This window comes from Cutibacterium acnes, from assembly GCF_003030305.1.
Classification (GTDB): Bacteria; Actinomycetota; Actinomycetes; order Propionibacteriales; family Propionibacteriaceae; genus Cutibacterium; species Cutibacterium acnes.
The window spans coordinates 225,574-251,319 of sequence record NZ_CP023676.1 but is presented as its reverse complement, the minus strand read 5'-3'; the positions used below and the strand labels follow the sequence as shown (position 1 = coordinate 251,319).

General features: G+C 58.9%; 21 protein-coding genes and 1 pseudogene. 18 read left to right on the top strand and 4 right to left on the bottom strand.

Annotated elements, in window-relative coordinates; genetic code table 11:
- Positions 1–4 precede the first annotated feature (4 nt).
- From CPA42_RS01155 to CPA42_RS13020, 8 genes and pseudogenes are all read left to right on the top strand, one after another.
- The gene (locus CPA42_RS01155; RefSeq protein WP_002517087.1) at positions 5–727 is read left to right on the top strand and encodes a hypothetical protein; all 723 of its coding nucleotides are present in this window, start codon (positions 5–7) and stop codon (positions 725–727) included.
- 447 nt (positions 728–1,174) lie between these two features.
- Positions 1,175–3,640, top strand: coding sequence for a DUF6531 domain-containing protein (locus tag CPA42_RS01145; RefSeq protein WP_002534289.1), 2,466 nt, complete (start codon positions 1,175–1,177; stop codon positions 3,638–3,640).
- Positions 3,637–6,507 (top strand): RHS repeat protein, encoded by a 2,871-nt coding sequence (locus tag CPA42_RS01140; RefSeq protein WP_002525228.1) that lies wholly within the window; start codon positions 3,637–3,639, stop codon positions 6,505–6,507. The genes CPA42_RS01145 and CPA42_RS01140 overlap by 4 nt, the downstream gene beginning before the upstream one ends.
- Positions 6,489–6,935 carry a hypothetical protein gene (locus CPA42_RS12645; protein ID WP_002518663.1) on the top strand — a complete coding sequence of 149 codons (447 nt, stop codon included), beginning with the start codon at positions 6,489–6,491 and terminating at the stop codon, positions 6,933–6,935. Before CPA42_RS01140 ends, CPA42_RS12645 begins: the two co-directional genes overlap by 19 nt.
- A 54-nt stretch (positions 6,936–6,989) precedes the next feature.
- Positions 6,990–7,779, top strand: a pseudogene (locus CPA42_RS12820) (hypothetical protein); the annotation flags it as partial.
- On the top strand, positions 7,761–8,207 hold the full coding sequence (locus CPA42_RS01120) for a hypothetical protein (protein WP_002518661.1): 447 nt from the start codon (positions 7,761–7,763) through the stop codon (positions 8,205–8,207). The pseudogene CPA42_RS12820 and the gene CPA42_RS01120, both read left to right, overlap by 19 nt.
- The gene (locus tag CPA42_RS13025) at positions 8,195–8,494 is read left to right on the top strand and encodes a hypothetical protein (RefSeq protein WP_002518660.1); all 300 of its coding nucleotides are present in this window, start codon (positions 8,195–8,197) and stop codon (positions 8,492–8,494) included. Before CPA42_RS01120 ends, CPA42_RS13025 begins: the two co-directional genes overlap by 13 nt.
- Entirely contained in the window at positions 8,451–8,900 is a 450-nt protein-coding gene (locus CPA42_RS13020; RefSeq protein ID WP_032500898.1) for a hypothetical protein, read from the top strand. The genes CPA42_RS13025 and CPA42_RS13020 overlap by 44 nt, the downstream gene beginning before the upstream one ends.
- A 240-nt stretch (positions 8,901–9,140) precedes the next feature.
- Here CPA42_RS13020 and CPA42_RS01100 read toward each other — a convergent pair whose 3' ends face one another.
- The 3 genes from CPA42_RS01100 to CPA42_RS01085 form a co-directional block, all read right to left on the bottom strand.
- On the bottom strand, positions 9,141–10,040 hold the full coding sequence (locus CPA42_RS01100) for an LppM family (lipo)protein (protein ID WP_023487481.1): 900 nt from the start codon (positions 10,038–10,040) through the stop codon (positions 9,141–9,143).
- 373 nt (positions 10,041–10,413) lie between these two features.
- Complete coding sequence (locus CPA42_RS01090) at positions 10,414–11,259, bottom strand: hypothetical protein (protein WP_002517141.1); 846 nt, start codon at positions 11,257–11,259, stop codon at positions 10,414–10,416.
- Positions 11,246–11,428 (bottom strand): hypothetical protein, encoded by a 183-nt coding sequence (locus CPA42_RS01085; RefSeq protein WP_002517065.1) that lies wholly within the window; start codon positions 11,426–11,428, stop codon positions 11,246–11,248. The genes CPA42_RS01090 and CPA42_RS01085 overlap by 14 nt, the downstream gene beginning before the upstream one ends.
- A 100-nt stretch (positions 11,429–11,528) precedes the next feature.
- Between CPA42_RS01085 and CPA42_RS01080 the strand changes: the two genes are divergently transcribed.
- From CPA42_RS01080 to CPA42_RS01070, 3 genes are all read left to right on the top strand, one after another.
- Positions 11,529–15,068, top strand: coding sequence for a DUF6531 domain-containing protein (locus CPA42_RS01080; protein WP_002525230.1), 3,540 nt, complete (start codon positions 11,529–11,531; stop codon positions 15,066–15,068).
- Between the two features lie 512 nt (positions 15,069–15,580).
- A complete protein-coding gene (locus CPA42_RS01075; protein ID WP_075261053.1) occupies positions 15,581–16,684 on the top strand; it encodes an RHS repeat-associated core domain-containing protein in 1,104 nt (367 codons plus the stop codon).
- Positions 16,685–16,693: 9 nt separating this feature from the next.
- Positions 16,694–17,395, top strand: coding sequence for a hypothetical protein (locus CPA42_RS01070; protein WP_002517167.1), 702 nt, complete (start codon positions 16,694–16,696; stop codon positions 17,393–17,395).
- 26 nt (positions 17,396–17,421) lie between these two features.
- On the opposite strand, the gene CPA42_RS01065 is transcribed toward CPA42_RS01070, so the two are convergent.
- Positions 17,422–17,601, bottom strand: coding sequence for a hypothetical protein (locus CPA42_RS01065; protein ID WP_002517198.1), 180 nt, complete (start codon positions 17,599–17,601; stop codon positions 17,422–17,424).
- Positions 17,602–17,987: 386 nt separating this feature from the next.
- On the opposite strand from CPA42_RS01065, the gene CPA42_RS01055 reads away from it, so the two are divergent.
- From CPA42_RS01055 to CPA42_RS01025, 7 genes are all read left to right on the top strand, one after another.
- The gene (locus CPA42_RS01055) at positions 17,988–18,950 is read left to right on the top strand and encodes a phosphotransferase (protein WP_002517168.1); all 963 of its coding nucleotides are present in this window, start codon (positions 17,988–17,990) and stop codon (positions 18,948–18,950) included.
- A 73-nt stretch (positions 18,951–19,023) separates the two neighbouring features.
- On the top strand, positions 19,024–20,067 hold the full coding sequence (locus CPA42_RS01050) for a hypothetical protein (protein WP_002517080.1): 1,044 nt from the start codon (positions 19,024–19,026) through the stop codon (positions 20,065–20,067).
- 171 nt (positions 20,068–20,238) lie between these two features.
- Entirely contained in the window at positions 20,239–20,928 is a 690-nt protein-coding gene (locus tag CPA42_RS01045) for an FhaA domain-containing protein (RefSeq protein ID WP_002517207.1), read from the top strand.
- Between the two features lie 2 nt (positions 20,929–20,930).
- Positions 20,931–21,419 carry an FHA domain-containing protein FhaB/FipA gene (locus CPA42_RS01040; RefSeq protein ID WP_002517068.1) on the top strand — a complete coding sequence of 163 codons (489 nt, stop codon included), beginning with the start codon at positions 20,931–20,933 and terminating at the stop codon, positions 21,417–21,419.
- A 3-nt stretch (positions 21,420–21,422) separates the two neighbouring features.
- Positions 21,423–22,910 carry a PP2C family protein-serine/threonine phosphatase gene (locus tag CPA42_RS01035; RefSeq protein WP_002517157.1) on the top strand — a complete coding sequence of 496 codons (1,488 nt, stop codon included), beginning with the start codon at positions 21,423–21,425 and terminating at the stop codon, positions 22,908–22,910.
- Positions 22,907–24,298 (top strand): FtsW/RodA/SpoVE family cell cycle protein, encoded by a 1,392-nt coding sequence (locus tag CPA42_RS01030; RefSeq protein WP_002517049.1) that lies wholly within the window; start codon positions 22,907–22,909, stop codon positions 24,296–24,298. The genes CPA42_RS01035 and CPA42_RS01030 overlap by 4 nt, the downstream gene beginning before the upstream one ends.
- Positions 24,295–25,722 carry a peptidoglycan D,D-transpeptidase FtsI family protein gene (locus CPA42_RS01025; protein ID WP_002517156.1) on the top strand — a complete coding sequence of 476 codons (1,428 nt, stop codon included), beginning with the start codon at positions 24,295–24,297 and terminating at the stop codon, positions 25,720–25,722. Before CPA42_RS01030 ends, CPA42_RS01025 begins: the two co-directional genes overlap by 4 nt.
- Positions 25,723–25,746 lie beyond the last annotated feature (24 nt).

Sequence of the window (25,746 nt, the reverse complement as noted above, 5' to 3'; positions counted from 1 at the left end):
CAGAATGACCAAGAAATTGACGAAAACCTGTTTGCTGGGCATGGTCGGCATCATGGCGATCAGCCTTGCAGCGTGCGGGGACAAGACAAACTCGTCATCCGATACCCCCGCAAACCCCTCGCCGTCCACCAAGGCGGTCAAGCGAATTAGCAAGGACGACTTCACCAAGGCGTTCTCCCACAAGAAGATCGATGGCCACACGTTTGTCATCCAGGACAACTCTCAGCTCAGGCCCGTTGTGGACAATCTCGACAAGACGCTCAGTCAAGCGAAGATCTCCCCAGCTGGATGCGATGCGGCTCTCAGGCAGTCCTCCCTCGGCCTCACTTCACACGAGATCAGCGACACTCTCGTGGCCGTCAGTGACAAACCATCCACACGAATCATCGTCACCACGGCCATGTCCGACCGACAGAAGAAGGCATACAAATCACAAGAAGAACAAACTTCCAAGTGCGGTCATACCACGTTGTCCACGCAAGGTGTCAATCACGGCCTGGAAATAAACATCAAGGCGTCACCCATCAAGGGTTACGAAAATATCTCCAAGCAAGCCGCTCTTTTCGATGTCTCCATCAAAAGGAGTACCGGAACCTCTGATCACGGCTATCAGGCATACATCTGGCTCAACAATGATCAGGCGATCCGCATCTTCGGACGAGACGCCGGAATAGTCAAGTCCACGCTGCAGTCAGCCACCAAAGCACTGGGAATCGCCAAGAAGTGACACAGGACGTATAGCAGCCCTCAAAAGTCTAGCGCCTGCCGACTGCGCTCAGGACATGCCGGCAGGCCAGGCAGTGGAGCATCACGCTGCACTTTGCCCAAAGAGCAAGGGAGCATTCAGTGGTCGATTCCAGTGTTTTCGGCGACTACCAGAATCCCGTAGAATTCAATTTCTCAACAGCCGAAGGGTTCTCTAGCCAGCTGCGTTGGACCTCGCAACGCATAAACATTTTTGACGCGCGAACGTCGCTTGTTGAGTCCATCGCCTCACGAGGGTTTCGGGGATTCTTCGCGACTGTCTTCACACAGAACATCCACATATGTTCCGCGGACGCTATGGCGTTGTCAGAGGCATTGACCACCGCCGCCGACATGGTGGACTATCTTGCCGAGCAAGCTCGGTTAGAGAATAAGCGACGCCAACAGGTTCGCGATTTCGCTGCGCAACATGACGATTTTGGTGACCATGTGCGCGATTTCTTCACCGGCGTCGATGTTCCGCCCAACCTCACTCCTGCCGAGCCTCCCTCCCCCCCAGCTGCTCCATCCGCCTGTGACAGGAGATCGTCAGCAGGATCGGTCGATCCGAGGCTCATCGGGTGGAATATCTGCGGCGGACCCCAAGGATCTCATCAGTGCCGCGCAGGTGTTGGGGGAAGCCGCAGCACAGGTACCCTCGGGATCAGTCCTGGCGGGCTGGTTCGACGACTTCACCTCCCAGTGCAAGTACGGCACCGTGGAGGTCGGGGATCTGTTCGTGCAGCTGGATCGGTGGCGGGGCCTCAATGACGGAGACGTCGAGTGGTTGCACGCGGTAGCCAAGGCCTTTCAAGCTGCTGGCTCTGGTGTTATTACCTTGCCTAACTCTGCCCTGCGAGCCGCCTTGAGAGCTGCTGGAACCCCTTTGTGGCGTACCGATCTCGACATCACATCCCCGGGGCTGTCGGGTATTGATCCGCGCACTGGATACCTTGAGGATCCCATCAACTCAGCAACCGGGAATTTCATCGAGCCCGAGACCGATCTGGCCTTCGCGGCAGCGTCACCCCCCCTCGCCCTCAGCAGGATGTACAACTCTATTCAGGCTGTTCGGGGACAGGGTGGGGTTTTCGGCCCGGGGTGGGTCAGCATCCTTGACCAGTGCCTGCTCGTCAAGCCGGGGTGCGTCGAGTGGGTGCGTGAGGATGGCAGGCATATCGCCTTCGCGGTGAAGGCTGCACCGACAGCAGTCCTGCCGACGACCAATCAGCTGCCCAATCCGGCAGAGGAAGACGAAAAGCCTGTCGAACAGTGGCGAGCTCAGGGTGAGAATCTGTGGCTCAGCCGGGTCTCTGCTTCCCAACTTCCGGAGTTCCTTCGCGATCCGGCCACATCAAAATGGGTGTGGGTGATCTCGGACAACCGGGGAGGTCGATGGGTTTTCACTGAAGGTGGCGCATGGGTGTGCAGCGGATCTTCGCAAAGAGACGTCGTGCATACCGTGCGGGAAGGCGATCGCGTGACCGCGATGGAAACGTCGTGGGGTCACAAGATCACCGTGTCGTATGGCGGCGCCAGAGTGGTGTCGGCTATTTCCAGTGATGGCCGTTGTGTCCGGTACTCCTATGATGACGAAAATCGACTCGTCCAGGTAGACGGGCCTGACGGTTCACGGCGTTACGAGTGGGATGACACACTCATCACGACCGTGGTGGATGCATGTGGCAACGCGGAATGCATCAACAGTTATGACGGCCGGGGCCGGATCACGTCCCAACAAGCCGCTAACGGTCGTACTGTCCATTTCAGGTATCTGCCTGGGGGCGTCACCGCCGCCAGCGATGCGGATGGCACCAATGCCAATACCTGGATATGTGATGCTCACGGTCGCACCACAGGTGTGGTCGACGCCCATGGTGGCCAGGTTTCGATGACCTACGATTCCTTCGGCAATATGGTGCGTTGCGTCGATCGGGCTGGAAACGTTACCTCACACCGCTATGACCAGCGAGGGAGACTGACGCACACGGACCTTCCTACTGGAGGCACGATTGACTGTTCGTGGGATGATCTGGACCGGCTTGTGAGCACAACCCTGGCCAATGGCGCCCAGACCACCTTCGAGTATGACGGCACCGAGCGTGATCCAGTGCGCGTCACGGATCCGTGCGGTGGCGTCACCGTTGCGGAGTGGAAGGATGGATTGCTTCTGCGCGCCACGAATCCTGTCGGGGTGAGCCTGAGGTTTTCCTATCACCATCATGCAGAATTGGTGCGCGTCGAGGATGCCCATGGGGAGGCTTCCCGCCTCATCCGTGACGAGGCGGGACGGATCGTCGAAACGATCTCGCCGGGTGGCGCCACGACGCGGTTCAGCTACGACGACGCTGGCCGCCTGGCTGCCGTGGTCACACCGGATGGCGCGACGTGGGAGCATCGTTATGATGTGGCCGGTCATCTGATCGAGTTGGTTGCCCCCGATAGTGGGGTCACAAAGTGGGAGTATCACCCAGACGGCCAGATCTCCAGGGTCATCGATCCTCTCGGGCGCGTCATTGAACACTCCTACGACCACTTGGGGAACCTGGCGGGCATGCAGCTCCCCGACGGCAGCGCTTGGAGCTTCATCCATGACGCGCTATCGCGGTTGACGCAGGTGGTGGCACCGGACGAGGCCAGGTGGACGTATGCCTATGACGTTGATGGCAATCTTTCCGGCGTCACTGATCCAGCCGGTTTCGCCAGGCCAGGGTCTTTACTGACGGTCTCACTGCCAGCACCGCCTCGGATAGTCACGGGCACCAACTCCACCGCGTCGATGCCGATCCCTACGGTCTTACTACTGCCGTCACCGATGTCACTGGCGCCCAGCAGATCGTCACGCGTGATTTGTGTGGCCGACCGGTTGAGTTTCAGGACGAGTCTGGCGCGGTGACTCATGTGGAGCGCGATCTAGCGGGCCGCATTGTGGCCCTCGTCAGCCCCACCGGGCTGCGCACGAGTTACAGCTATGACGCGTGTGGGAGGATGGTTGATGTCACCGATCCCGCAGGCCGCGTAACGCGCTATTCCTACACCTCAGATTTCCAGGTGGCGACAGTAACTTATCCAACTGGCGAGACCGCGCGCTACGAGTATGACGCCATGGGACGTGTTGTGCTCAGTCATGTTCCTGGCGCTGGAGTGAGCCAGTACCGATATGACCCATGCGGCAGACTCGTGTTCAGTTGCGATCTAGTGTACGGACAGCGTCACTTCAGTTACGACCTTGCCGGCCAACTGGTGGCAGCGACTAACCCGGCTGGTGGCGTCTCACGGTACGGCTACGATCGGTGTGGCCGACTCGTCACCCGCACCGATCCGGGTGGTGGCCTCACCACGTATCAGTACAACGAGTGCGGGCAGATGATCGCCGCCACCGACCCACTGGGGCGAGTCACCGAATATACCTGGGACAAGTCCGGAACCCTGGCCGCCATCACCCGCCCGGATGGCACGGTTGTCAGCCGTCGTCTTGGCCCTAAAGGCGTCGAGGAATACATTGATGACCAGCTGGTCAGTCGTATCCTCATCACGCCGACCACCCGCACGGTCACTATTGATGACTACACCGATCCTGCTTTCCCGTGGCGCCACCTGTTGGGGTACGACCCTCGTGGGCTGCTCTTGACCCACAGCGTCGCCCCCGTGCCGGGAGACGAATCGATTGTGGACGAGGGGCCACTCACCTCGTCCGAACAATGGTGGTACGACGCCGAGGGGCGTCGTGTACGTCATCTCACGTTGACTGGTGATTCTATCGATTACGCATACACCAACACCGGTGTATTGGGGTCGATTCGCCACTCTCGATTGGGTGAGGTGAGCTTGGAATGGGACGCGGTCGGTCGTCTCGCGAAGCTAGGTAGTCCTCTGGATCAACAGCAGTGGGGGTATACTGATGGTTTCGTCACTAGCCACACCTCCTCCCGCGGGTCCACGACCATCAGTCGCGACGAGATGGGCCGAGTACTCCGGGTGAGCGCACCATACGGGGATTTCCGGTACGGGTATGACGATTCCGGCTCGCTCACGTCCGCCGACGGCCTTGATGGATCGAGCCGCCGATGGGTTTATGACACGGCGGGACGGCTCGTCACCACGACGTGTCAGGACGCCGGCACCAGTCAAACCTGTCACTACGACTACGACCTCGCCGGCGAACTCGTCAGCACGGTGACGCAATTGGGGCCTGGTGACAGCACAGTAGAGACGCACTACCGATACGACCCATGCGGCCGACGAATCGAGGCTGCATCCTCGGATGGGATGCGCGAGGAGTTCAGGTGGGATTCACGGGGCTGGCTGGCGGGAGTGATGACCTTCCGAGCAGGTCGCTCACACGAATTTGCCACACATGTCGACGCTTTCGGATGTCTGACCGACGTATCCGGTCCTGCCGGACGAACCCCGATTGCGTGGGATCTTGCGACCGGTGAACCTCAGCTAGTCCAGGTTGGCGGCATACCAGCGCTGCCACTTCCCGACGGCAGTGTTCTGACACCAGTGAGCGCAGACAGCGATCAGGATGAGCCGTGGCGTCGCCCAGCCACCGATCCCCTCGACCCGTATACGTTGATCCAAGAACACCTGACGGCGGGCATCAGTATGACGGGAGGTCATCTTGGTGTAGCTGGTTTGGCATGGATGGGAGCGCGCGTTTATGACTCCACCACGGCGAGTTTCCTGACCATTGACCCGCTTGCGGCGCCACCAGGATCCTTGTGGGAGGCCGCCAGCTACGGTTACGCCGCCACCAATCCCCTTGCGCTAGCCGATCCATTAGGCCTCAGACCCGTCACTGATGCCCAGATGCGCCAATTCGCTAGCACTATTGACACCCGAAACCTGTGGGACCGCCACATCCGCAACGTGTTCTCGTGGGAGACCCTCGGGGGTGTTGCTCTGGCCACCGCCGGAGGACTCCTGATGTGTTTTGGGGCTGAGGTGCCCGGGGCGATGCTGATCGGCGCCGGAGGCGACATGGTTTTCCAGCAAGTCGTACGCGGCCACGTCGACTATGGAGAGGTTGCATTGTCCGGAGCGTTGGCACCTACGGGAGGCTCGGGACTCAGCGAAATCGCAGGTCTCGGAACTCGAACTCTCCTCACCCGCGGGATAGAAGCCGGCACAACCCAAGGCTACGTGATGGGCAACTACCACTGGGTAACATCACCCGGGCCCCACAACGCCGAAACCTACCTAGAGCAAGTAGGCGGAGAAACACTCAGCGGCGCCGCCTTCGGAGGCATCACCGCCACGATAGGAGGAAAAACATACGACGCCCTCCCAGACTCAATACCCACCGGACATTTTGGACCCCATAACACGATACTCCGCGTTGGTAAACAGCCCGAGACGTTCATTCAAAAATACCAAAGAAACGGCAAACTGGACTTCGGACAGGCAACCTCATTCCGTGGAGCCACATTCAAAAGCAAAATCGCCATAAAACCCATCACAACCTACCGTAGCTGGAGTGACCCAGACTACGAGGTCGGCGGCTACGTGTCCCGGACACGACCAGCGGGACCCCTCCAAACCCAACTCGACCTAGCACTGGCCCCACAATGGGGCAACAAGGCCAATCACATCTCCGAATACGAGATACCACAATTCGCGCCATTCTACGAAGGTGCAGCCGGAGTGCAACCCGTCAAAGCCATCGAAGACTCAGACACCTTAGGCCAATTGCCCGGAGGCGGAAACCAAATACTCATCACCGACAAGCAGGTACTAGACCGATGGAAATCCAAGAAGTAGAACGTCCCTTTCGAGAAATCGATATATCCCAAGTAGGACCCATTATTATAAACAGCTTGACACAGATAAATCTGGACACCGGATGCATAGGAAAGCCAGGAGACCTGTTTTTCTCTCCAATCAAGTATGACTATATTCCAAACACTCGACTTACGATAACGATGTCGGAGCCATTTATTCTAGATATAAAAAAGCCGCAATACGCAATACAAGCCGTTTGGTTCGTGCGGGTCTACGCCGCTGGTCCTATATCCCACTACGCCATGCATGAAGGACAGAAGAGAAGCGAAATAACAGGAATCCACTACGTGGACATAGGGGATTATACAAAGCGGAGCCTCTTTAATGGCTGGTCGTGGGCGTTCAGTCATGAGCCTATAGAGGCTAGTTGGTGGCACCACCTCATTCCTAATAAATGGCTTTATTAGCATATAGTCGACACACTCAATGAAACAGTGCTGCTCTCTCACTGGATTGGTAACGCCGAAAGTGAAATGGTTTTCCAGCAGATTACACACGGCCACGTCGACTACGGAGAGGCTGTCTTATCGGGAGTCCTGGAACCCATCGCAGGCCCCATATCCGGCAAAATCGCAGGTCCCGGAACTCAAACTCTCCTCTCCCGCGGGATAGAAGCCGGCAACCCAAGGCTACGTGATGGGCAACTACCACTGGATAACATCACCCGGGCCCCACAACGCCGAAACCTACCTAGAGCAAGTAGGCGGAGAAACACTCAGCGGTGCCGCCTTCGGAGGCATCACCGCCACGATAGGAGGAAAAACATACGACACACTCCCAGACTCAATACCCACCGGACACTTCGGACCCCATAACACAACCCTTGGAGTTAGGAAAGAGCCAACAACCTTCCTCGCACGATACCACAGAAATGGCCAGTTAAACCTAAGTCAGGCAACATCATTCCGTGGAGCCACATTCAAAAGCAAGATCGCCATAAAACCCATCACAACCTACCGTAGCTGGAGTAATCCAGACTACGAGGTCGGCAGCTACGTGTCCCGGACACGACCAGCAGGACCCCTCCAAACTCAACTCGACTTGGCACTTGCCCCCCAATGGAGGAATACTGCTGAAAATGTAACAAAACTCGAAATACCTCGATTCGCGCCGTTCTACGAAGGTGCAGCCGGAGTGCAACCCGTCAAAGCCATCGAAGACTCAGACACCTTAGGCCAATTACCCGGAGGCGGAAACCAAATACTCATCACCGACGAACAGGTGAAAAATCAATGGAAAACGAAGAAATAGAAGCACCGTACAGAATCATTGGCCTTTCGGAAATCGGACCGCTCGTGCTAGGAAAATGGTCCCAAATTTACGTCGGTTCTAAATGCATCGGAAGGCTAGGAGATCTGTCATTTAAGCCATCCAAATACGACTACATTCCAGATACGCAACTGAAAATTCAAATGATCGAGCCATTCCTCTTAAGTATCCAAAAACCGATTTACGCAATACAGTCAGTAAAATTTGTGCGCATCTATAGCACTGAGACCATATCCTACACCTGCATAAATGATGCGGATGACACAAGCAGGATAACTGGATCAAACTATGTTGACATATTCGACTACACGAATCGCACTATCCTTAATGCTTGGTCGTGGGCCTTCAGCCACGAACCCGTCGAACCCAAATGGTGGCACCACATCGTCCCCAAAACATGGCTACGCTAGCCGCAGTCACACACCACGCGACGAGTCACTACTCCCCTACTGAGACCAACCTTGACCTGCCGGAAGTCACAACAGCTACAAGAGACGCTGCACCATCCACCCACAAAAATCCCGAATCCGGAATATACTACTGCGAGGGCATAGTCGACGAGCAACCCGTTAAAGCCATCGAAGACTCAGACACCTTGGCCCGATTGCCCGGAGGCGGAAATCAAATACTTATCATCGACGAACAGGTGAAAAATCAATGGAACCGAAGAAGTAGAAGCACCGTACAGAATCATTAGCCTTTCGGAAATCGGACCGCTCGTTATAGGCAAATGGTCCGAAATTTATGTCGATTCTAAATGCATCGGCAAGCCAGGAGATCTGTTATTTAAGCCATCCGAATATGACTACATTCCGGATACACACCTGAAAATTCAAATGATCGAGCCATTCCTCTTGAATATCCTAAAACCGATTTACGCAATACAGTCAGTAGAATTTGTGCGCATCTACAGCACTGAAACCATATCCTACACCCGCATAAATCATGCGGATGACACAAGCAGGATAACTGGATCAAACTATGTTGACATATTCGACTACACGAATCGCACTATCCTTAATGCTTGGTCGTGGGCCTTCAGCCACGAACCCGTCGAACCCAAATGGTGGCACCACATCGTCCCCAAAACGTGGCTACGCTAGCAGTAAACCAAACATCAAGCAGCGAAAGGAAACTTCGAAAGCCGCGAGAAAAGCAAGATCCACCAGAAAATCGCAACAGGGCACGTCAACTACGCAGAGAATACCCTGTTAGATCCGCTATCACTGGTGGACGAACCCGAACCCTACTCACCTGCGGCATAGAAGCCGACACAACTCAACGATTCATCACAGGGAATTACCACAGACCACACCGGGGCGAGCACCGCCCCGGGTGCGCACCTATCTTGGATTGGGTTTCTCGTTAAACCCTGAAGTGTTCGTCGAATTTGCATTCCACGGGTCCCCGATGTAACGACCATCCTGCATATAAGGTTGGTTGCCCCCGGAATTCATCGATTCCCCATACTGGTGACCGTTCTGACCCGGAGCCTGCCATTCTTGGGGCTGCGGCTGCCCGTATCCCGGGTACTGCGCGGTCGCAGTTGCCCCGCCAGACTTCGCCCGCTTTTTCTTCGCACGTCGCTTATTACCAAAGTAGGAGGCAATACCCGCAATGAGGCCAATGATCCCCCCTCTGATGCCATGTCTCCCGAAGCCCTTCCAGAATGACGGTCCCGCCGTCGCAGCACCGGTAGGTCGCTCGCCCACAGCCTTCAATCCTGATGTAGAGTCCTTGATATCGGTCCACGTGACAGTATTGCCGTCAACACTGCTTGAACCCGAGTGGCTGATCACCTTACCAGGGAACGTCACCGAGACTTTAAAGGCACCTACCTTGATTTTATCAAGCCGAGCATCCTCGAAAAACTTCCTACCAATAGATAGTGACACCTTGTCCGCATCAAAAGTCAATCCCAATCCAGCGCCCCGCGCGTCATCTGCAGTGGTGGTCATCGTGAATTTGCAGCCAACGTATTCCTTGTCCTCGACGAACTCAGCTTTTACGCCGTGTTGCTTTTCGGAGGCAGACACATCGAACGTCTTGTCGCAATCGGAGAAATCTGAGGGTTTCTTCCCTGCCTCCTCTAGATCTGCTCTAGAGACACCGTATACGAACGTGGAGCGGACGTGATCCTCATCTCTAATCTCCATACCGTAGTTGAATTTCGCCGCGCCCATGACAACAGGAGCAAGCAGAACCACCAAACAGCACCTCACCGGGCGCGGCAGATTGAACATAGCCCATATTAAATCATGAACGGGAGACCTGTGCCTTCAGGTTTGAGCGTGGCGCTCACGGCCCAACCTGGCGAGCCGCCGACATCAGTGATGGCAGTCTCATGACGTGCGAAGTGGCGATGACGCAGTTCCTCGACTGCACGAGGATATGCCAACCGGCAGTCATGGAGAACTCCTCGATATAACACAATTCAAGATACCGCACAGAGCCTCGTACGAACTTGCGTCACATCTTGGCCGCAATCCCCCAGCCACTACGGAATCAGGTTCGGCCAGCTTCCCACAATCGCCACGGCTTCTCAGATCAATACCAACAACAATGCCCGTGGGAACCTTTCCCAAAGACCACTAACTTCATTTTCAACAGACGCCGTCACGATCCACCGGCAACAATGGTAATCGGGCTCTCCTGCACCTGATAATTCCCGATCTCTGCACCGATGCTGCACGAAGCCGGATGCAGAGCACTCACGTCGTGACCGTCCGGGGTAATAGACACTGCACCCGAACAACGATCCGTGAGCCGAACGTTCTCCAACTTACCTCCTGTGATGTCGGTGAGGATGCTCGTCGGATTTGAGCTGAAAGGCGTGGTGTAGATCGGCGTCATCTCATTTTCACCACCCGGCCAGGTGCCCAAGATCGTCACCGGGATCGCGGATTTTTCCTTGACCCGCGGGGGTATCTTGATCCGCATCGTTTGCAACCGTTGCAAAGAGTACGCAGTTGAGGTAACAGCGTCATTGTTCAGTGCCTTGTCGGTAGCTTGCTGCTGATTTTGCAGCCAAGTCTGCAGGTTTGCCTGATTGCTGATCGCCGCTTCCGTCGCTGGGAATTTCGCCGTGACGGTCACCGGCTCCTCCTGTGGGAGAGTCTTCAGCGTGATCGTCCACCCACATTTGGCATCAATCGAAGTGAGCGCCGGACTATGCGGCACAACTTTGGCAGTGCCATCCCACGTAGCATCAGGGCAGGAACGGGCCGACGTGACCACCTCGAGGACGTCTCCGCTCAGCGGCTGCTTGATAGTGCGATAGGTGAGGGAGTATTTCAATGTTCCCTTGTTGACCGTCGCCGCCGGGTGTCTCGGCAGACGTACATCCAGCAGGTCCCCGTCATAATCAGCATCTGGCACTAGCAGGACTCCCAGCCGGGACTTACGGATCTGCCCCGTCCAGTGGCTGTACAGGGTGCGCAGATCATTATTACGCCCAGCCACGATTAAACAGCAAAGGCGAGTCCGGAAGGGCCAGCACTCGTGCCAAGACCTGACTGTCGTCGGCAACCAGGTGCGCATCATCGATCAGGACGATGCATGGCTCGGGGGCAGCGCTCTGAGTTTCCACCACGTCCACGAGTTGCTCGGGGGACATAACGCCAGGCAGCATCTAGATTCACAAGTGCGGGGTTATCTACCATCTGTGTTGTGTCTGTATTGTGAGAGTGTTGTGTATGTAATGTGAGGTTTCCGTGTCTGATACGAGTGGCGTGGGTGATTACCAAAATCCCGTCAAGTTTGATTTCGCGGTTCCGGTGAACCTGACCGGTGGGGCCCGGCTGATTCATGGAGCAAATCGGGGGTTGATGCCCGCGTCGGCGCTGGAAGCACTGTACGAGCACTTCTGCGCGAGTTGCCAGTATGGATCATTGACTGTGGGGGGCTTGTTTGGCCAGTACCAGCGGTGGATGGGCCTCAACAACGCTGATGTGGCGTGGTTGGAGGCAGTGGGCCGTGCATTTGCTGCCGCTGGCGGCTCCGGATCGGTGATATTGGCCGATGTGGCGTTGGAGGCCGGGTTGCGGGCCGCTGGGGTGAGTGTGACGCGGGCAGATATTCAGGTGTCCTCGCCCACCTTGAGTGGGATTGATCCTGCCACTGGTTACATCGAGGACCCGGTGAACTCGGCAACCGGGAACTTCGTGCTCCCGGAAACGGATGTGGTCTTTGGCGGGCCGAGCCAGGGGCTGGCGATCTCCCGGATGTATAACTCGACGCTGGCTGCCGCCTACGATGAGCCCGAGGCGTGTGGGGTGTTAGGGCCTGGCTGGTCGACCATTCTGGATCAGCGTTTGATCGTCACTGATGAGCAGGCGCGTTGGGTGCGCGATGACGGCCGCGAGATCGTTTTCCCGCTCACGGGCCGCAATGGCGCCAGCGGCTCCCCCACTGCTGAGGGCTGCCACACTGTCGAAGGACCATGGCGGGCCGCCCAAGACAATGTGTGGATTTCACGCGGCGATGCTGCTGATCTAGCTGGTGTTCAGGGCGCTACCGTGGCTGGGCCCGTGTGGATCGTTGCCGACAACACTGGTAGCCGGCTGATCTTCACCGCTGAGGGCGCCTGGGTGGGTTCGACCTCCGGAGCGGGTGATGGGATATGGATCGAACGCCGTGATGGCATGGCCATTTCTATGCACTCCGAGTGGGGCCGGTCGGTGGATCTGTTCTACGCGCAGGGTCGTCTGGCTAAGGCCGTGGCCAGTGATGGCCGTAGCGTAAGCTATGCCTACGATTCCCACGGTCGACTGGTAGAGGTGACCCGTCCTGACGGGGTTCACCGCTACCAATGGGACGGCTGGCTACTCAGCCAGGTTATCGATGCGTCTGGTGTGGCCCAGTGCGTCAACACTTTTGATGAGGCCGGAAGGATCCGCACCCAGCGGGATGCCACAGGACACCTGACACGGTTCACGTATCTTCCTGGCGGGGTAACCGTCGCTGATGACGGACAGGGGCATCATTGCAATACGTGGATTAGTGATGCCCGGGGTCGCACGGTGGGGATCATCGATGCCGACGGGCAGCGCACCTCCATGCTGTATGACCGCTACGGCAACCTCGTCAGCGCTACTGATCGTGCGGGCAAGGTTATCCGTCACACCTATGACGGGCGGGGCCATTGCGCCCGCACCACATTGCCCACCGGTGGGGTTATCGATTACGGCTGGGACGAGGCTGACCGGCTCACGACGATCTCAAGTGGTGGCACGCTCCGGGTGCGCCTGGATTACCAGGGCACCGAACGCACACCCGTGCGCCTCGCCGATGCCCACGCCACCACCCTGACGATGTCGTGGAATCGGGGTCTACTGCGCCAACTGGTCGATGCTACCGGCGCGAGCATCAGTGTCGACTACGACGAGTATGGCCAGGTTATGGCCATTACGAATGGGGTTGGCGCCACGTGGCGGTTCAACCACGATGAGGCTGGACAGATCAGCCAGATCCTCACCCCGTTGGGGTATCGCACCGAGCTGGCCTATGACGAGGCAGGCCGCCTCGTTGAGCGTACCGACCCGGACGGAGCCTGTTGGAGTTACGACTACGATGATGCCGGCCGCCTTGAGGCGTCCACTGCCCCTGACGGTGGATGCACCCGTTACGCCTGGGGCCCCGATGGCCAGATCACCACGGTCACAGACCCAACCGGCGCCACGACGACACTGTCGTATGACGAGGTGGGGGATCTGACGGGAATAGGGCTACCTGACGGAGCCAGCTGGGGATTCCTGCGTGACGCGATGGCCCGGCTGTGCGCAGTGAAAGACCCAGATGGGGCCCACTGGCACGCCTCCTACAACATCATCGGAGAACTGACCTCGCTGACCGACCCCACCGGGGTGAGTCTGCACGCCACTACCACCGCTCACCAGGCTCAGGTCACGAATGCTGCGGGTCGGGTGATAGCCGCCGATCAGTTCGATGACTACGGGCGCATCGTCTCAAGCACCGATGTTTTTGGTGCGATGAGCCGCATCGATTACAACACAGCTGGTCTGCCAGCCGTGCTCACCGACCCCTCCGGCGCACTCACCCGGTTCGACTATGACCGGGTAGGACACCTGTCCGCCATCACGAGCCCCTCCGGGCTGCAAGAGCGCTACTCCTACGACGCAGCTGGGCGCTTGGCTAGCACAACCGATCCGACCGGCGCGGTTACCCGCTACCTTTACGATGCCGATTCCCGACTAACTGGCATCATCGACCCCACCGGGGTTACCGCCAAATACAGCTGGGATCCTGTAGGTCGGCTCATCGAAACACGTGCCGGCGAAGTCGTCACCTTCACCGCTGACTATGACGTGTGCGGACGGCCCACACGCACCTGGGATCCGGTCACCGGAACCCGGCACTTCCGTTACAACACCGCTGGCCGCCTCATCACGGCAGTCGATGCTGCCGGCCAAGTCCACCGCTACACCTGGGACAAACGCGGACGACTGGTCACCACCACCAACGCCGCCGCGCTGACCACCTATCGATACAACCAGCTCGACCAGATCGTCGAATCCACCGATCCCGCCGGCGGAACCCACCATTACACCTGGAACCCAGCCGGGCGTCTCACCAGCCACACCGGCCCTGATGGCATCACGACCAGCTACGACACGCGCGGCGGGACAGAAACAGTCACCATTGACGGTCAGGTCTCTACCCGCAAGTGGTGGGACCTTGAGGCTCGCCAGCTTCACATCGACGACCACACCGACCCTGCGGCCCCTCTGCACCACACCATCAGTGTCGATGCGCGCGGGCTTGTTTGCGACCACACCACCACTGACGGTGACGGTAAGGTCATCGGCCGCCACCACTGGGACTGGGATAGTGAGGGTCGTCTGACCCGCGCCGACGACACGCGCGCCACCGTGTCATATACCTACCGGGGCGATGGGCTACCCACCCGTATTACTCATTCCGCCTTAGGCGCGGCGAGTCTGGCGTGGGATAGTGCCGGACGACTCACCGACGTCACCACCCCCGACCATCACGACCACTGGGATCATGATGGCGGCCTGGTGTGTGGGTATGTCCACGATGGGCGCGTCACGCGTGTCGCCCGTGATGTTCAGGGACGGGTTACCGGGATAGAGGGGCCATCAGGGCGTTGGAGTTACGGCTACAACGAGGCTGGGTCACTCATCAGCGCGACGGGGCCCTGCACACAACATACCTGGACTCACGACGCCTATGGCCGGCTCACCAGCCACGCCACCTCCGGAACCGACACCACCTTCACCTGGGACTAGGAAGGCCACCTGACACAGACGTGTACGCGTGCAAACGGGCATGCCACTGCCACCCAGTATCGCTATGACGCGGCGGGACGGCGCGTCAGTGCGACCAGCCCAGACGGCCAGGAGGAGCGTTACTCCTGGGATGGGCGAGGTTGGCTGTCTGGCATCACCACCGACTCCACGACCTTATCGACTCACGTCGATGCATTGGGGCGCGCCAGTCGTATCACCACTGGGGACCAGCAGGTGCGAGTGGACTGGGACCTTGTAACCGGGGCTCCCACCTCGATTGATGGTCATCCTGTGCTTCCCCTACCAGGAGGACGCATCCTCGGCGCCACACCCATCGGCGATACCAACCTATGGCGTGAGGTCATGCCGACCGACCCTGACAACCCTTACCAGCCCGCCACGGCCACTATTGAGGGTGTCCCCGAGACGATCAGGATGGCCGGGAACACGCTAGTGGTTGATGGTCACCCTTGGTGGGGGCGCGCCTCTACGACCCAACTACCACCACCTTCTTGTCTCCTGACCCGTTAACCCCGCCCGCCGGCGCGCTATGGGCCAACAACCCCTACGACTACGCCAACAACAACCCCCTCACCCTCACCGATCCTCTCGGGACCCACCCCGTCACCGACGACCAACTGGCACTCCTCACCCACCCCATCGGCACACTCGCACACTACGTCGCCAACTCCGTCAGCACACTCGTGCATCACATCACCGATCCGATCAGCCACTGGTGGGCCACCCACAAAGACCGGATCCTCTCCCGGGACTTCCTGATCGGTGCCGGCCTCGTCATCGGCGGTATCGCCGTAGCGGCCACGGGCGTAGGAGGACCCCTCCTAGCCGCGGCCATTTCCGGGGGACTCATCTCAGGCGGCTTTTCCGCTAGCTCCCAGAAATACGCAACCGGGGATGTAAATTGGGGAACAGTCAGCAAAGAAGCCCTCATCGGGTTTGTCGTGGGAGGTGTCGGGGCAGGCACCACCAACCTTGTTGGCACCCAGGTTTTGAAACACTCCGACACCGCCGCAGCAGCCATCACCAAGTTCAGCGTTCGCGATGAGGTGAGATTCGCCCAGACCGGGCTGAAGGGAATACTCAACGCCAACACTGCCGCCAACAACGCTCTGAAGCTGGCCGCCAAGAGTGGGGATCTCGATGCGCTCGAAACCATGTACATACATCACTTCGCGGGTTCGGCAGCATCCAATTTCGCCGCCTCCAACACGCAATACATCATGGATACTGCCATGTCTCATGATAAGCATTTCAGTGCGAGCGGTCTGGCTCAGGCCAATGGCAACGCTATCTTCGGGGTGGTCTTGTCAGCACGAGGGAACGCAATGGCGCGGCCAAACATCAGTTTCAATAATGGCTGCTTCAAGCGCGGGCCCGCGCTGCTGACGGATACGATGGGGGTGAAGCAGCAGTTTTCCACGTTTGGCCACGAGCTAGTGAGGGGCGCGATTGCCGACGCCACCACCCAGGAAATCTCCACCGCTATGAATGGCCAGGATCCCCATGATTTTGCTGATGGTTTCAGCAAGAAGACAGCCCACACCCTAGGAAACGCAGCCCACACCAGCTTCCCTGGGCTACACACCTCCATATAACTCCAAATCATGTTTATAGACAACAGCGCCGGGCCACGCGAATTCGGCCCCAACGATGACGCATCACTCGAACTACCCGCCGAAGGAGCCTACCGAGTCCAAGAAGCACTACGCGTCATGGGCTGGGACCCACACCACCCGCGCGTATTCTCCCAAGCCAGAGGCCTAGTCCCAGTATGGCTACCCCTCACAGCAGAGATCACCTGGGGCATGCTGTCAATATTCCTGAGTAATTCCGACGGAATCAGGGACAGCATCGGAGGATGGTTTTGCTTCATTTTCTTTCTCGGAACGCCCGTCTGGATTCTCAGCGACGTCACACTCCGCAGATACGGCGTCGACTACGACAAAATCTGGACCCGATTCGGACCCTTCTTCTATCACCAAATCCGATTCACCGACATCACCCGATTCGACATCGGTGGCCACCGCTACAAAATCTGGGCCGGAAAAACCAAAATCAACATCGACTACCACCGATACGACTACGCCCTCGTACATCTGCGACTCGCCGAAGAACTCCACCACCGCCACATCCAACTCCCCCAAGCCAACATCACCGACCCCAACTGGGACGAACAAGCCCAAATATGGCGCAATATCCTGGCAGCCGACGCCTACCGAGAACACCGCGACTTCTACAACACCAACCCCGAACAACTAGCACACCTCAACGCCCTCACCCCACCACCACACCACTACGACAACTAACACCACCACCCAGAACTAGACCGCCCTCATCTATACACCCAAGGAGACTTAGCGTTGATCAAGACAAGGTATGGACGCAGTTTGGCCATCTCGACCGCCACACGATCCGATTCGACGAAAATCACCCGATCGACCCAAGGACCACGAAATACCGGGATGTGCAAATGCGACCCATCGCTGGCAACTTCGGTCTCTCCCGTCGTCACCTTAAGTTCTCGTTGGGATTACGACGGGTGCAGGTGGTGTTGATGATAACCGGAGTTAGTCAATATGTTCGTCGAACATGTCAGCAACCATGCATCCATTTAGGCAGGCCCGGGGGCGAGTGTTGATCTCGCGACAAACCTTATCCAGGTCAGCTTGGGGATACCGAGAGCATCCAGACAGAGATAGTGGTTGGCGAATGCTGGTCCATTACCGGTGGCGATCGACCGGACCGGCAAGCCGGTACCCTAAACGCAAGGAAGCAAACCCCTCCACGTAACGACTTGAACACTCACACGCTAGACGGTGTTGCACTTCCGAACCTAGGTATCGCCACGACGGCCACGTCGTGAACTAAAGTATGGGCTAAGGGCACGAGGAGGCGTCCATGAAACCATCACGAGTCCGCTGGGATCAACTGCCCGATTCGGTTCACCATCGAGTCGCCGAAATTCTGGGGTCCCCGGTCTCCGTCGATCACGTCCAGACCCACGGCACCACTCCTGGCGTGGCATCGCGAGTCGTCACCGCCGATGGTTCTCATGCCTTCGTCAAAATTGGCCATCCAGCCATCAATGAGGCCATCCCCAGCCTCAACCGTCGCGAAGCCACCCTGCTGTCGCTCCTCCCCGACACCGCGCCCGCCCCGCGCCTACTTGGTCGCATCGACGTCGATGGATGGGTAGGCATGGTCACCTCCGACATCGAGGGCCCCCACCCCGACCTGCCCTGGTCAGATGAGGACATCGACACCACCCTTGCTTCGCTGTCCCGGCTGACTGAAGTGACGGCCGATTTCCACCAGCAGTGGGAACCATTTTCGGCACGCCTGCAAAACACCCCCTCGGTGTGGGAACAGTTCATGGCCGACACCCCCACCGACCTCGACCCCTGGCTCATCGAGCGCCTACCCGACCTCGCCGGACGCGTCGAGCGGCTCGCCCGCCACGCTTACGGTGACACCGTTATCCATAACGCGGTTCGATCCGACAACGTGCTTTTGCGCACTAGCGGAACTGTTCTCGTTGATTGGTCCCATGCCGTGATCGGCCCGGCATGGGTCGACGCTGCAGGACTCATCGTCGACATCATTCACACCGATCCAATTGACGCCCCGCGATGGAATCGCGCCGATGACCTAGTTAAGCGCGTCGCGGCTGAGTTCTCCCCATCCACTCACGGCGGACCAGCAGTCGAACCTATCGTCGACTTTCTCGTCGCCATTTTGGGGCTCTCAGAACGCGAATGCCGCAATCCCGACCCCGCTGGAATGCCGCAATTCCGCGAGTTTCAGCGCGAGCGGGCAAGTCGATTACGCGCCTGGCTGTGGGCCTCCGAACACCTCGCGTAACTATCGAACTGAAACGGTGCGGCCCCTCATGAGCCCCCTCTCATGAGCCCCCTCGCGCGGCAGAATAAACACCATGCACCTCAATCTCGGCCTGGCCAAGACCATCAACCGGGCAACCCATGTCACCCGCGGCTTCCGCCGCATCGTCATGGTGACCGCCGCAGGCGAGGGCCGCCCTGGCCGTCTCGTCGCCGATCTCACCAACGAGTTCTCCCGGCGGGGAATCGATGTGTCACAGCTCCCGATCGAGGGATCCGAGGACACCGCTTCGTCAATGCCTGCCCCGGCACACAAGGTGCTAGCGAAATGGTCACGTCACCGTCAGGGGACGGCGCGCCACGAACTCGTTGAGAGCCTCGACCACCAGTGCGCACTCATCGTTACTGATCCCCGTCGTCTTGACGAGATCGTCGGCCTTCAAGCCCAGTCGGACCGCCCCGTCGTCGTCCTGCTCGCCACCGACCCTGACGACGCTCCTGACAAGCTTGCGGAAATTGTTGACGTTGTCGTCACCCCTAACCCCCAGACCGAACCTTGGGAACACCTCGGCGTCCCGGTGCATTCCATCGGCGTCCCGGCGACTGGCGGCGGTCCGGCCCCTGGCGACCGCCCCAACCGAATTGCCCTACTTGGCCCGTGCACCGATGAGCAGCTTGCCGACGCTCTCCTCGCCTTCGACCACGCCTGCCAAGTTGTGCCCGGCTGGTCCTTGGAGATCTGCCTTGACGATGAATCCAGAGCCCGCTCGGCAGTGGCAGCCCGCCGCGACGTCGGTATTCACCCAGCTGGATCCGAAAACACGGTTATGAACCAGAGCGAGTTGGCCCTCGTCATGACCCGCAAGGAGGATCTGGCCTCCCGAATCCTCGACGCCGCTGGCGCCGGCCTGCCCGCAGCCGCTTACGCCGACACCCCTGCGGCAGCTGACATCTTGTCGCGGTGCGGGTACCCTGCCGCCGGCGAATTGTCGAGCGCCCTGGCCCAGGGCATGGCTGACGCACCGCTGCGTCGGATCCAACGGGAGTATGTCGCCGAGGTCCTTGCCGACCACGCCGGCGCAAAGATCGGCGAGGCATGGCTCGACCTCATGTTCAATGTTGGGCGGAGTCACCACTGAGCCGGTTCTCTACGGCGCGTAGCGTATCCGAGAACGTGTTCGGCCCACCCACACGCCACGCGGAACACGGTCTCCACGCGGCGCCGTCAAACCTTCTGGGTACACTCGCATGGGGGGTTGCCCGTGTGAAACGGGCGCCGAACCCGACATGTAGCCGGAAGGAGGAGCCGGGTGGGATTCCTGGACAAAGTCGAGAAGTCGATCGAAGGTGCCGTCAGCGGCGTCTTCGCACGCGCCTTCCGTGGCGAGGTTGAACCGGTGGAGATCGCTGGTCGGCTGCAGCGCGAGCTCGACTCCGAGGCGCAAATCCTGTCCCGCGACAAGTCACTGGTCCCGAACGATTTCGTCGTCCGCTTGTCCAGCCGTGATTACGAGCGTCTAGTCCCCTACACCAAGACCCTTAACGCCGAGATCATCCCAACCCTGCGCGACCACGCCAGTGAACGTCACTACGTGTTCAACGGGCCTATCCACATTCGGTACGACTTAGACGACGCCCTTCCAGTGGGTAAGTTCACCGTCCTCACCGGGGAAAACCACGCAAAGGCCGTCTCAGATCGGCGTGCACCGCTCGTGCTGGAAGTCGACGGGGTGCGCCATCCCCTCACCCCTCCGGGACTGACGATTGGCCGTGGGTCTGACGCCGACATCCGCATCAACGATCCGGGTATCTCTCGCCTCCATGCTCGTATCAACGTCTGGCCCCAGGGCAACGACATTGGTTTGTCCATTGAGGACCTCGACTCCACCAATGGGGTGACGGTCAATGGCGTCAAGGTCACCAGCACCGAACTTGGCGACGGGTCACGCATCGAGATCGGCTCAACGAGGATGCTGGTCCACTCGCCGACGAGGATCTGATCGTGAGCGAATTTCTCGTCACACTATTACGCATCGCTTATCTGGCGATATTGTGGATCTTCATCCTGTTTGTCACCAATGTCATTCGTACCGATATCTACGGTCACCGGGTTCCTCGCAATGCTGGAGAAGCCGCCGTGGAAACCGGACGACGCAGTAAAGGCCGCAGAACTCGTCGTCGTGAGCCTGCCCCAATACCAACCGGCCTGCAGGTCATTTCGGGGAGTCGAGCTGGCACCTTTGTTCCGCTAGCCAACGGCGTCACGGTAGGGCGCGGCACCGACTGCACCCTACCGATCGACGACGACTACGCCTCCACCCACCATGCCGAGTTCAGCCCAGGGATCGACGGCGCATGGTTCGTTGAGGATCTGGCCTCGACCAACGGCACCCATGTCAACGGTGAGCGCATCGAGAATCCGACGCGCCTGTCGGTGGGGGACGAGGTGCGAATTGGCAGGACCACCATGACCGTCACCGGTAGGCGATGAGCAATGGCCTTTTCCCTCGATATTCGATGCCACTCCGAAATCGGTCTGGTCCGACGCAATAATCAAGACTCGGGATACGTCTCCCCGAGGATGCTCGTCGTCGCTGACGGCATGGGAGGCGCAGCCGCGGGTGACCTTGCCTCGACCGTCGCGGTACGCCATGTTGCTAAGGCCGACCGAAGGTTCTCCGGCGAGGGCTCACCAGCTCGCCCCCAAGGTGAGGAGATGCTCACCGTTCTTTCCGGTGCGGTAGCCGACGCCAACGACGAACTGGCGGATCTCGTCGCATGGGACTCCTCCCTTGAAGGGATGGGAACGACCTTCTGTGGCGCGATGTTCTCTGGTACCCAGCTTGGCATCGTTCACATCGGCGACTCCCGTGGCTATTTGCTGCGTCAAGGCCGGATGAAGCGGATGACTCACGATCATTCCTGGGTGCAGTCTCTTATTGACGATGGGCGGATTACTCCCGAGGAGGCCGCTGTTCACCCGCACCGGTCCCTCCTGCTCAAGGTGCTTAATGGTCAGCCTCAGCACATCCCGGACACTCAGATCGTGGATCTTCGTTTGGGTGACCGCATTCTCTTCTGCTCCGACGGACTATGCGGTCTGGTTAACGACGATACGATCGGCGAGCACCTCAACACCACCAACCTCGACGACGTCGTCGATCTGCTCACAACAGACGCCCATGCTGGCGGCGGCACTGACAACATCACCATCGTCGTCGCCGAGGTCGTTGAGGCCGACCCCAACCTGGACGCTTCCGAACCACACATCATTGGCGCAGCAACGACCCGCAAAGTACCCGAGCATGAGGTCACCGCCCCACTGCCCCTCGATCAACCGGCATCCGCGACAAACAATGACGGCAAGTCAACCGTATTGTTCGACTCCGAGGCTGAAGAGTCGATGCGCTACGCCCCCGTTGACTCCATGACCCGTCACCGCCGCCATTGGTTGTGGCCCGTCGTCATCTTGGCCTTCGTCGCTGTGGTAGTCGGCGGCATTTTTGGCGCTCGCGCCTACCTCAACACCCAGTACTACGTTGGTACCGACGACGACACAGTAGCCATCTACCAAGGATCACCCGACAATTTAGCCTGGATTCAGCTATCTCACGTCACCGAGAAAACCAACATCAAAACTGCTGATCTTCCCCGCTATTACCGAGACCGCGTCTTGGGGAATATAAGGGTCTCGTCCATGGATTCAGCCCACGCCACAGTTGCTGAACTGCGTACTGGGGCTCAACAGTGCAAGGTAATAAGGGAGGCTGCCACTGCGCCACCTCCTACTAAACCCGCGACGCCCCCCTCAACACCCCCGCAACCTTCCGCCAGCGGACCCACCGCGAACGCCCATCACACTCCCCAGCCGTCCGCTGTACCAACCCCGGCCATGCCGACGCCAACTTCCGCTATGCCCTCACCGAGCGCCGCAGGCCATGAAGTCGACCTCCCGGCCGTCACTTCGGGGGATTGCCAATGAGTATCGGACAGGAATTTGATGACGGCACCGTCGTCATCCAGGCCAAGAGGCGCTGGACGGAACTCTTCATGCTCCTCATCGCCTGGGCTATCGGCTTCGGCGGATGGGTTCTCACCGAGCTCAACATCAACCACGTGCTGCCAGATACGTGGACAACCGTCGGCGGCGTGTGGCTGGCGGTGGCTATCGTCGCGCATATTTTCGTGAGGATCGTCATTCCCTACGCTGACCCGGTAATCCTGCCTATCGTCTTCACTCTCAATGGGCTCGGGCTAGCGATGATCCATCGCATCGACTACATTCCTGATCCGCACTATCACCGCATGGATGCCCAGGCTTTGTGGACGGCTTTGGGTATTGTCCTCTTCGTCGCGACGCTGCTCATCCTGCGCGACCACCGCAACTTGCAGCGCTACCCGTATGTACTGTTCATTGTGGGCCTGGTTTTCCTCATGCTGCCCTTGGTGCCGGGCCTGGGCATGGCGACGTTGGGGTCGCGGGTGTGGATCCACGTTGGCTCCTACACCTTCCAGCCAGCCGAAGTATCAAAGGTCGTGCTCGCTATCGCTTTTGCTGGCTACCTCGTCGACAATCGTGACGTCCTTTCCCGCGCCGGGCACAAGATCCTTGGAATCACTCTGCCGCGCACCCGCGACCTCGGGCCAATTGCCATTATGTGGGTAGCAACGATGCTCGTCATCGTCTACCAGAACGACCTGGGCACCGGAATGCTGTTCTACGGCATGTTCGTCGTGATGCTGTACATCACCACCGAACGAGTCGGATGGGCCATACTAGGGGCGGTGAGCTTCCTCGGCGGCGCTGTGCTGGCGTATACCTGCTTCGGCCACGTACGAGTTCGCTTCGACTCATGGCTGCACCCATTCAGCAACTACACCCAGAACTACCAAATCATCCAGGCACAATTCGGGCTCGCCTGGGGAGGATTAGCCGGACGCGGCTGGGGGTTAGGACGCCCCGGCATGGTTCCGCTAGCGTGGAGTGACTTCATCGCTACATCCATAGGTGAGGAACTCGGCGTCACCGGCCTCATGGCCGTCATCGTGCTCTTCTTCATCCTTACCGCCCGCGGAATGCGCACCAGCCTCGGTTGCCGTGATGACTTCGGCAAGCTTATGGTCGCTGGCTTGTCCTTCACCCTCGCCCTGCAGGTCTTCGCCATCATCGGTGGCGTCACCCGCCTTCTACCATTGACCGGTCTGACAACGCCATTTATGAGTCAAGGTGGTTCTTCGTTGATCGCAAACTGGGTCATCGTTGCGATCATCATGATCGTCTCACACCGGAACCGAAAGCCTGCCGACGACTTCACCGCCACCGTCCCGGCACCTGATCCGCAACAGGCCATCACCGGAGGCACGCGATGAATAGACAAATTCGCGCAGTCTCTTTGCTCGCCGGGCTGATGTTCCTGGCCCTCATGGTCAACCTCACAGGTTCGGCTATGTTCCGGCAGGCCAGTCTCAACAACGATCCCCACAACGTCCGGGTGCGTGACGCGGAGTTCTCCCAGAACCGCGGCAATATCCTCGTCGGTTCGAGACCGATCGCCACCACGACGTCAAGCAATGGCAAGTTCGCCTATCAGCGTGTGTACCTATCGGGGCCGAAGTACGCACCCATCACCGGGTATTACTCCTACTACTACGGGCGATCCATGCTGGAGCAGACCCAGAACGCCCAGCTCACCGGAACCTCCGATGCCCAATGGCTCTCTCGCATCACCGGCACCTTATCTGGCCACAAACCTGAAGGCGGCTCTATCACCACGACGATTAACGCCAAAGCACAGGATGCCGCGTGGGACGGACTCAAGGGAAAGAAGGGCGCTGTCGTCGCATTGGACTACACCACCGGCGCGGTGCTGGCTATGGCGTCGTCCCCCTCCTATGATCCCAACGAGCTTGCCTCCCACCACCTCAATGACACCACCCGAGCATGGAAGAACCTCGTTGCGGACCCGTCGTCTCCGCTGACGAACCGCGCGACCCGAGAAATCTACCCTCCGGGGTCAACATTCAAACTGGTGACCGCCGCGGCAGCTCTCCAGAACGGGTACCACCCGAATTCCATGGTCGACTCACCGGAAAATTGGATCCTGCCGGGCACTCGCACCCCGCTGACGAACGAGACCAACTGTGGGGGCAGCAGGATCACCTTGGCCCACGCCCTTGACATCTCGTGCAATACCGCCTTCGGTAAAGTTGGCGTGAGCCTGGGCCAAGACAAGATCCGAGATCAGGCTGAGCGATTCGGGTTTGGCAAGGTTGTCAACTCCGATGTGTCCTCAGCCGCATCAAGATTCCCGCAGAACCTCACCGATGCGCAGTTGGCGCAGAGCTCCATCGGCCAGTACGACGTCGCAGCCTCTCCGCTGCAAATGGCCATGGTGACTGCCGGCATCGCCAATGGCGGCAAACTCATGACCCCTTACCTCACCGCGCAGGTGAGAGCATCAAACCTGCAGGTAGTCTCCGAACATCACCCGAAGCAGATGTCTCAACCGATGACAAAGGAGTCGGCCGAGCAGCTGAAGGCGATGATGGCCTCGGTGGTCAACAATGGCACTGGCAAGAGGGCGCGCATTAATGGGACCACCGTCGGCGGTAAGACCGGCACCGCCCAGACGGTAAAAGGTAAGGCCCCCTATGCGTGGTTCGTCGGATGGTCGGACAACCCGCACGTCGCAGTAGCGGTCTTCATCCAATCTTCGGACACCGCCATCAATGAAGTCTCAGGAGGCCGACTCGCGGCTCCCATCGCTAGAGATGTCATCGAGGCGATGAGATGACAAGCAGACAAACAACCCACTACG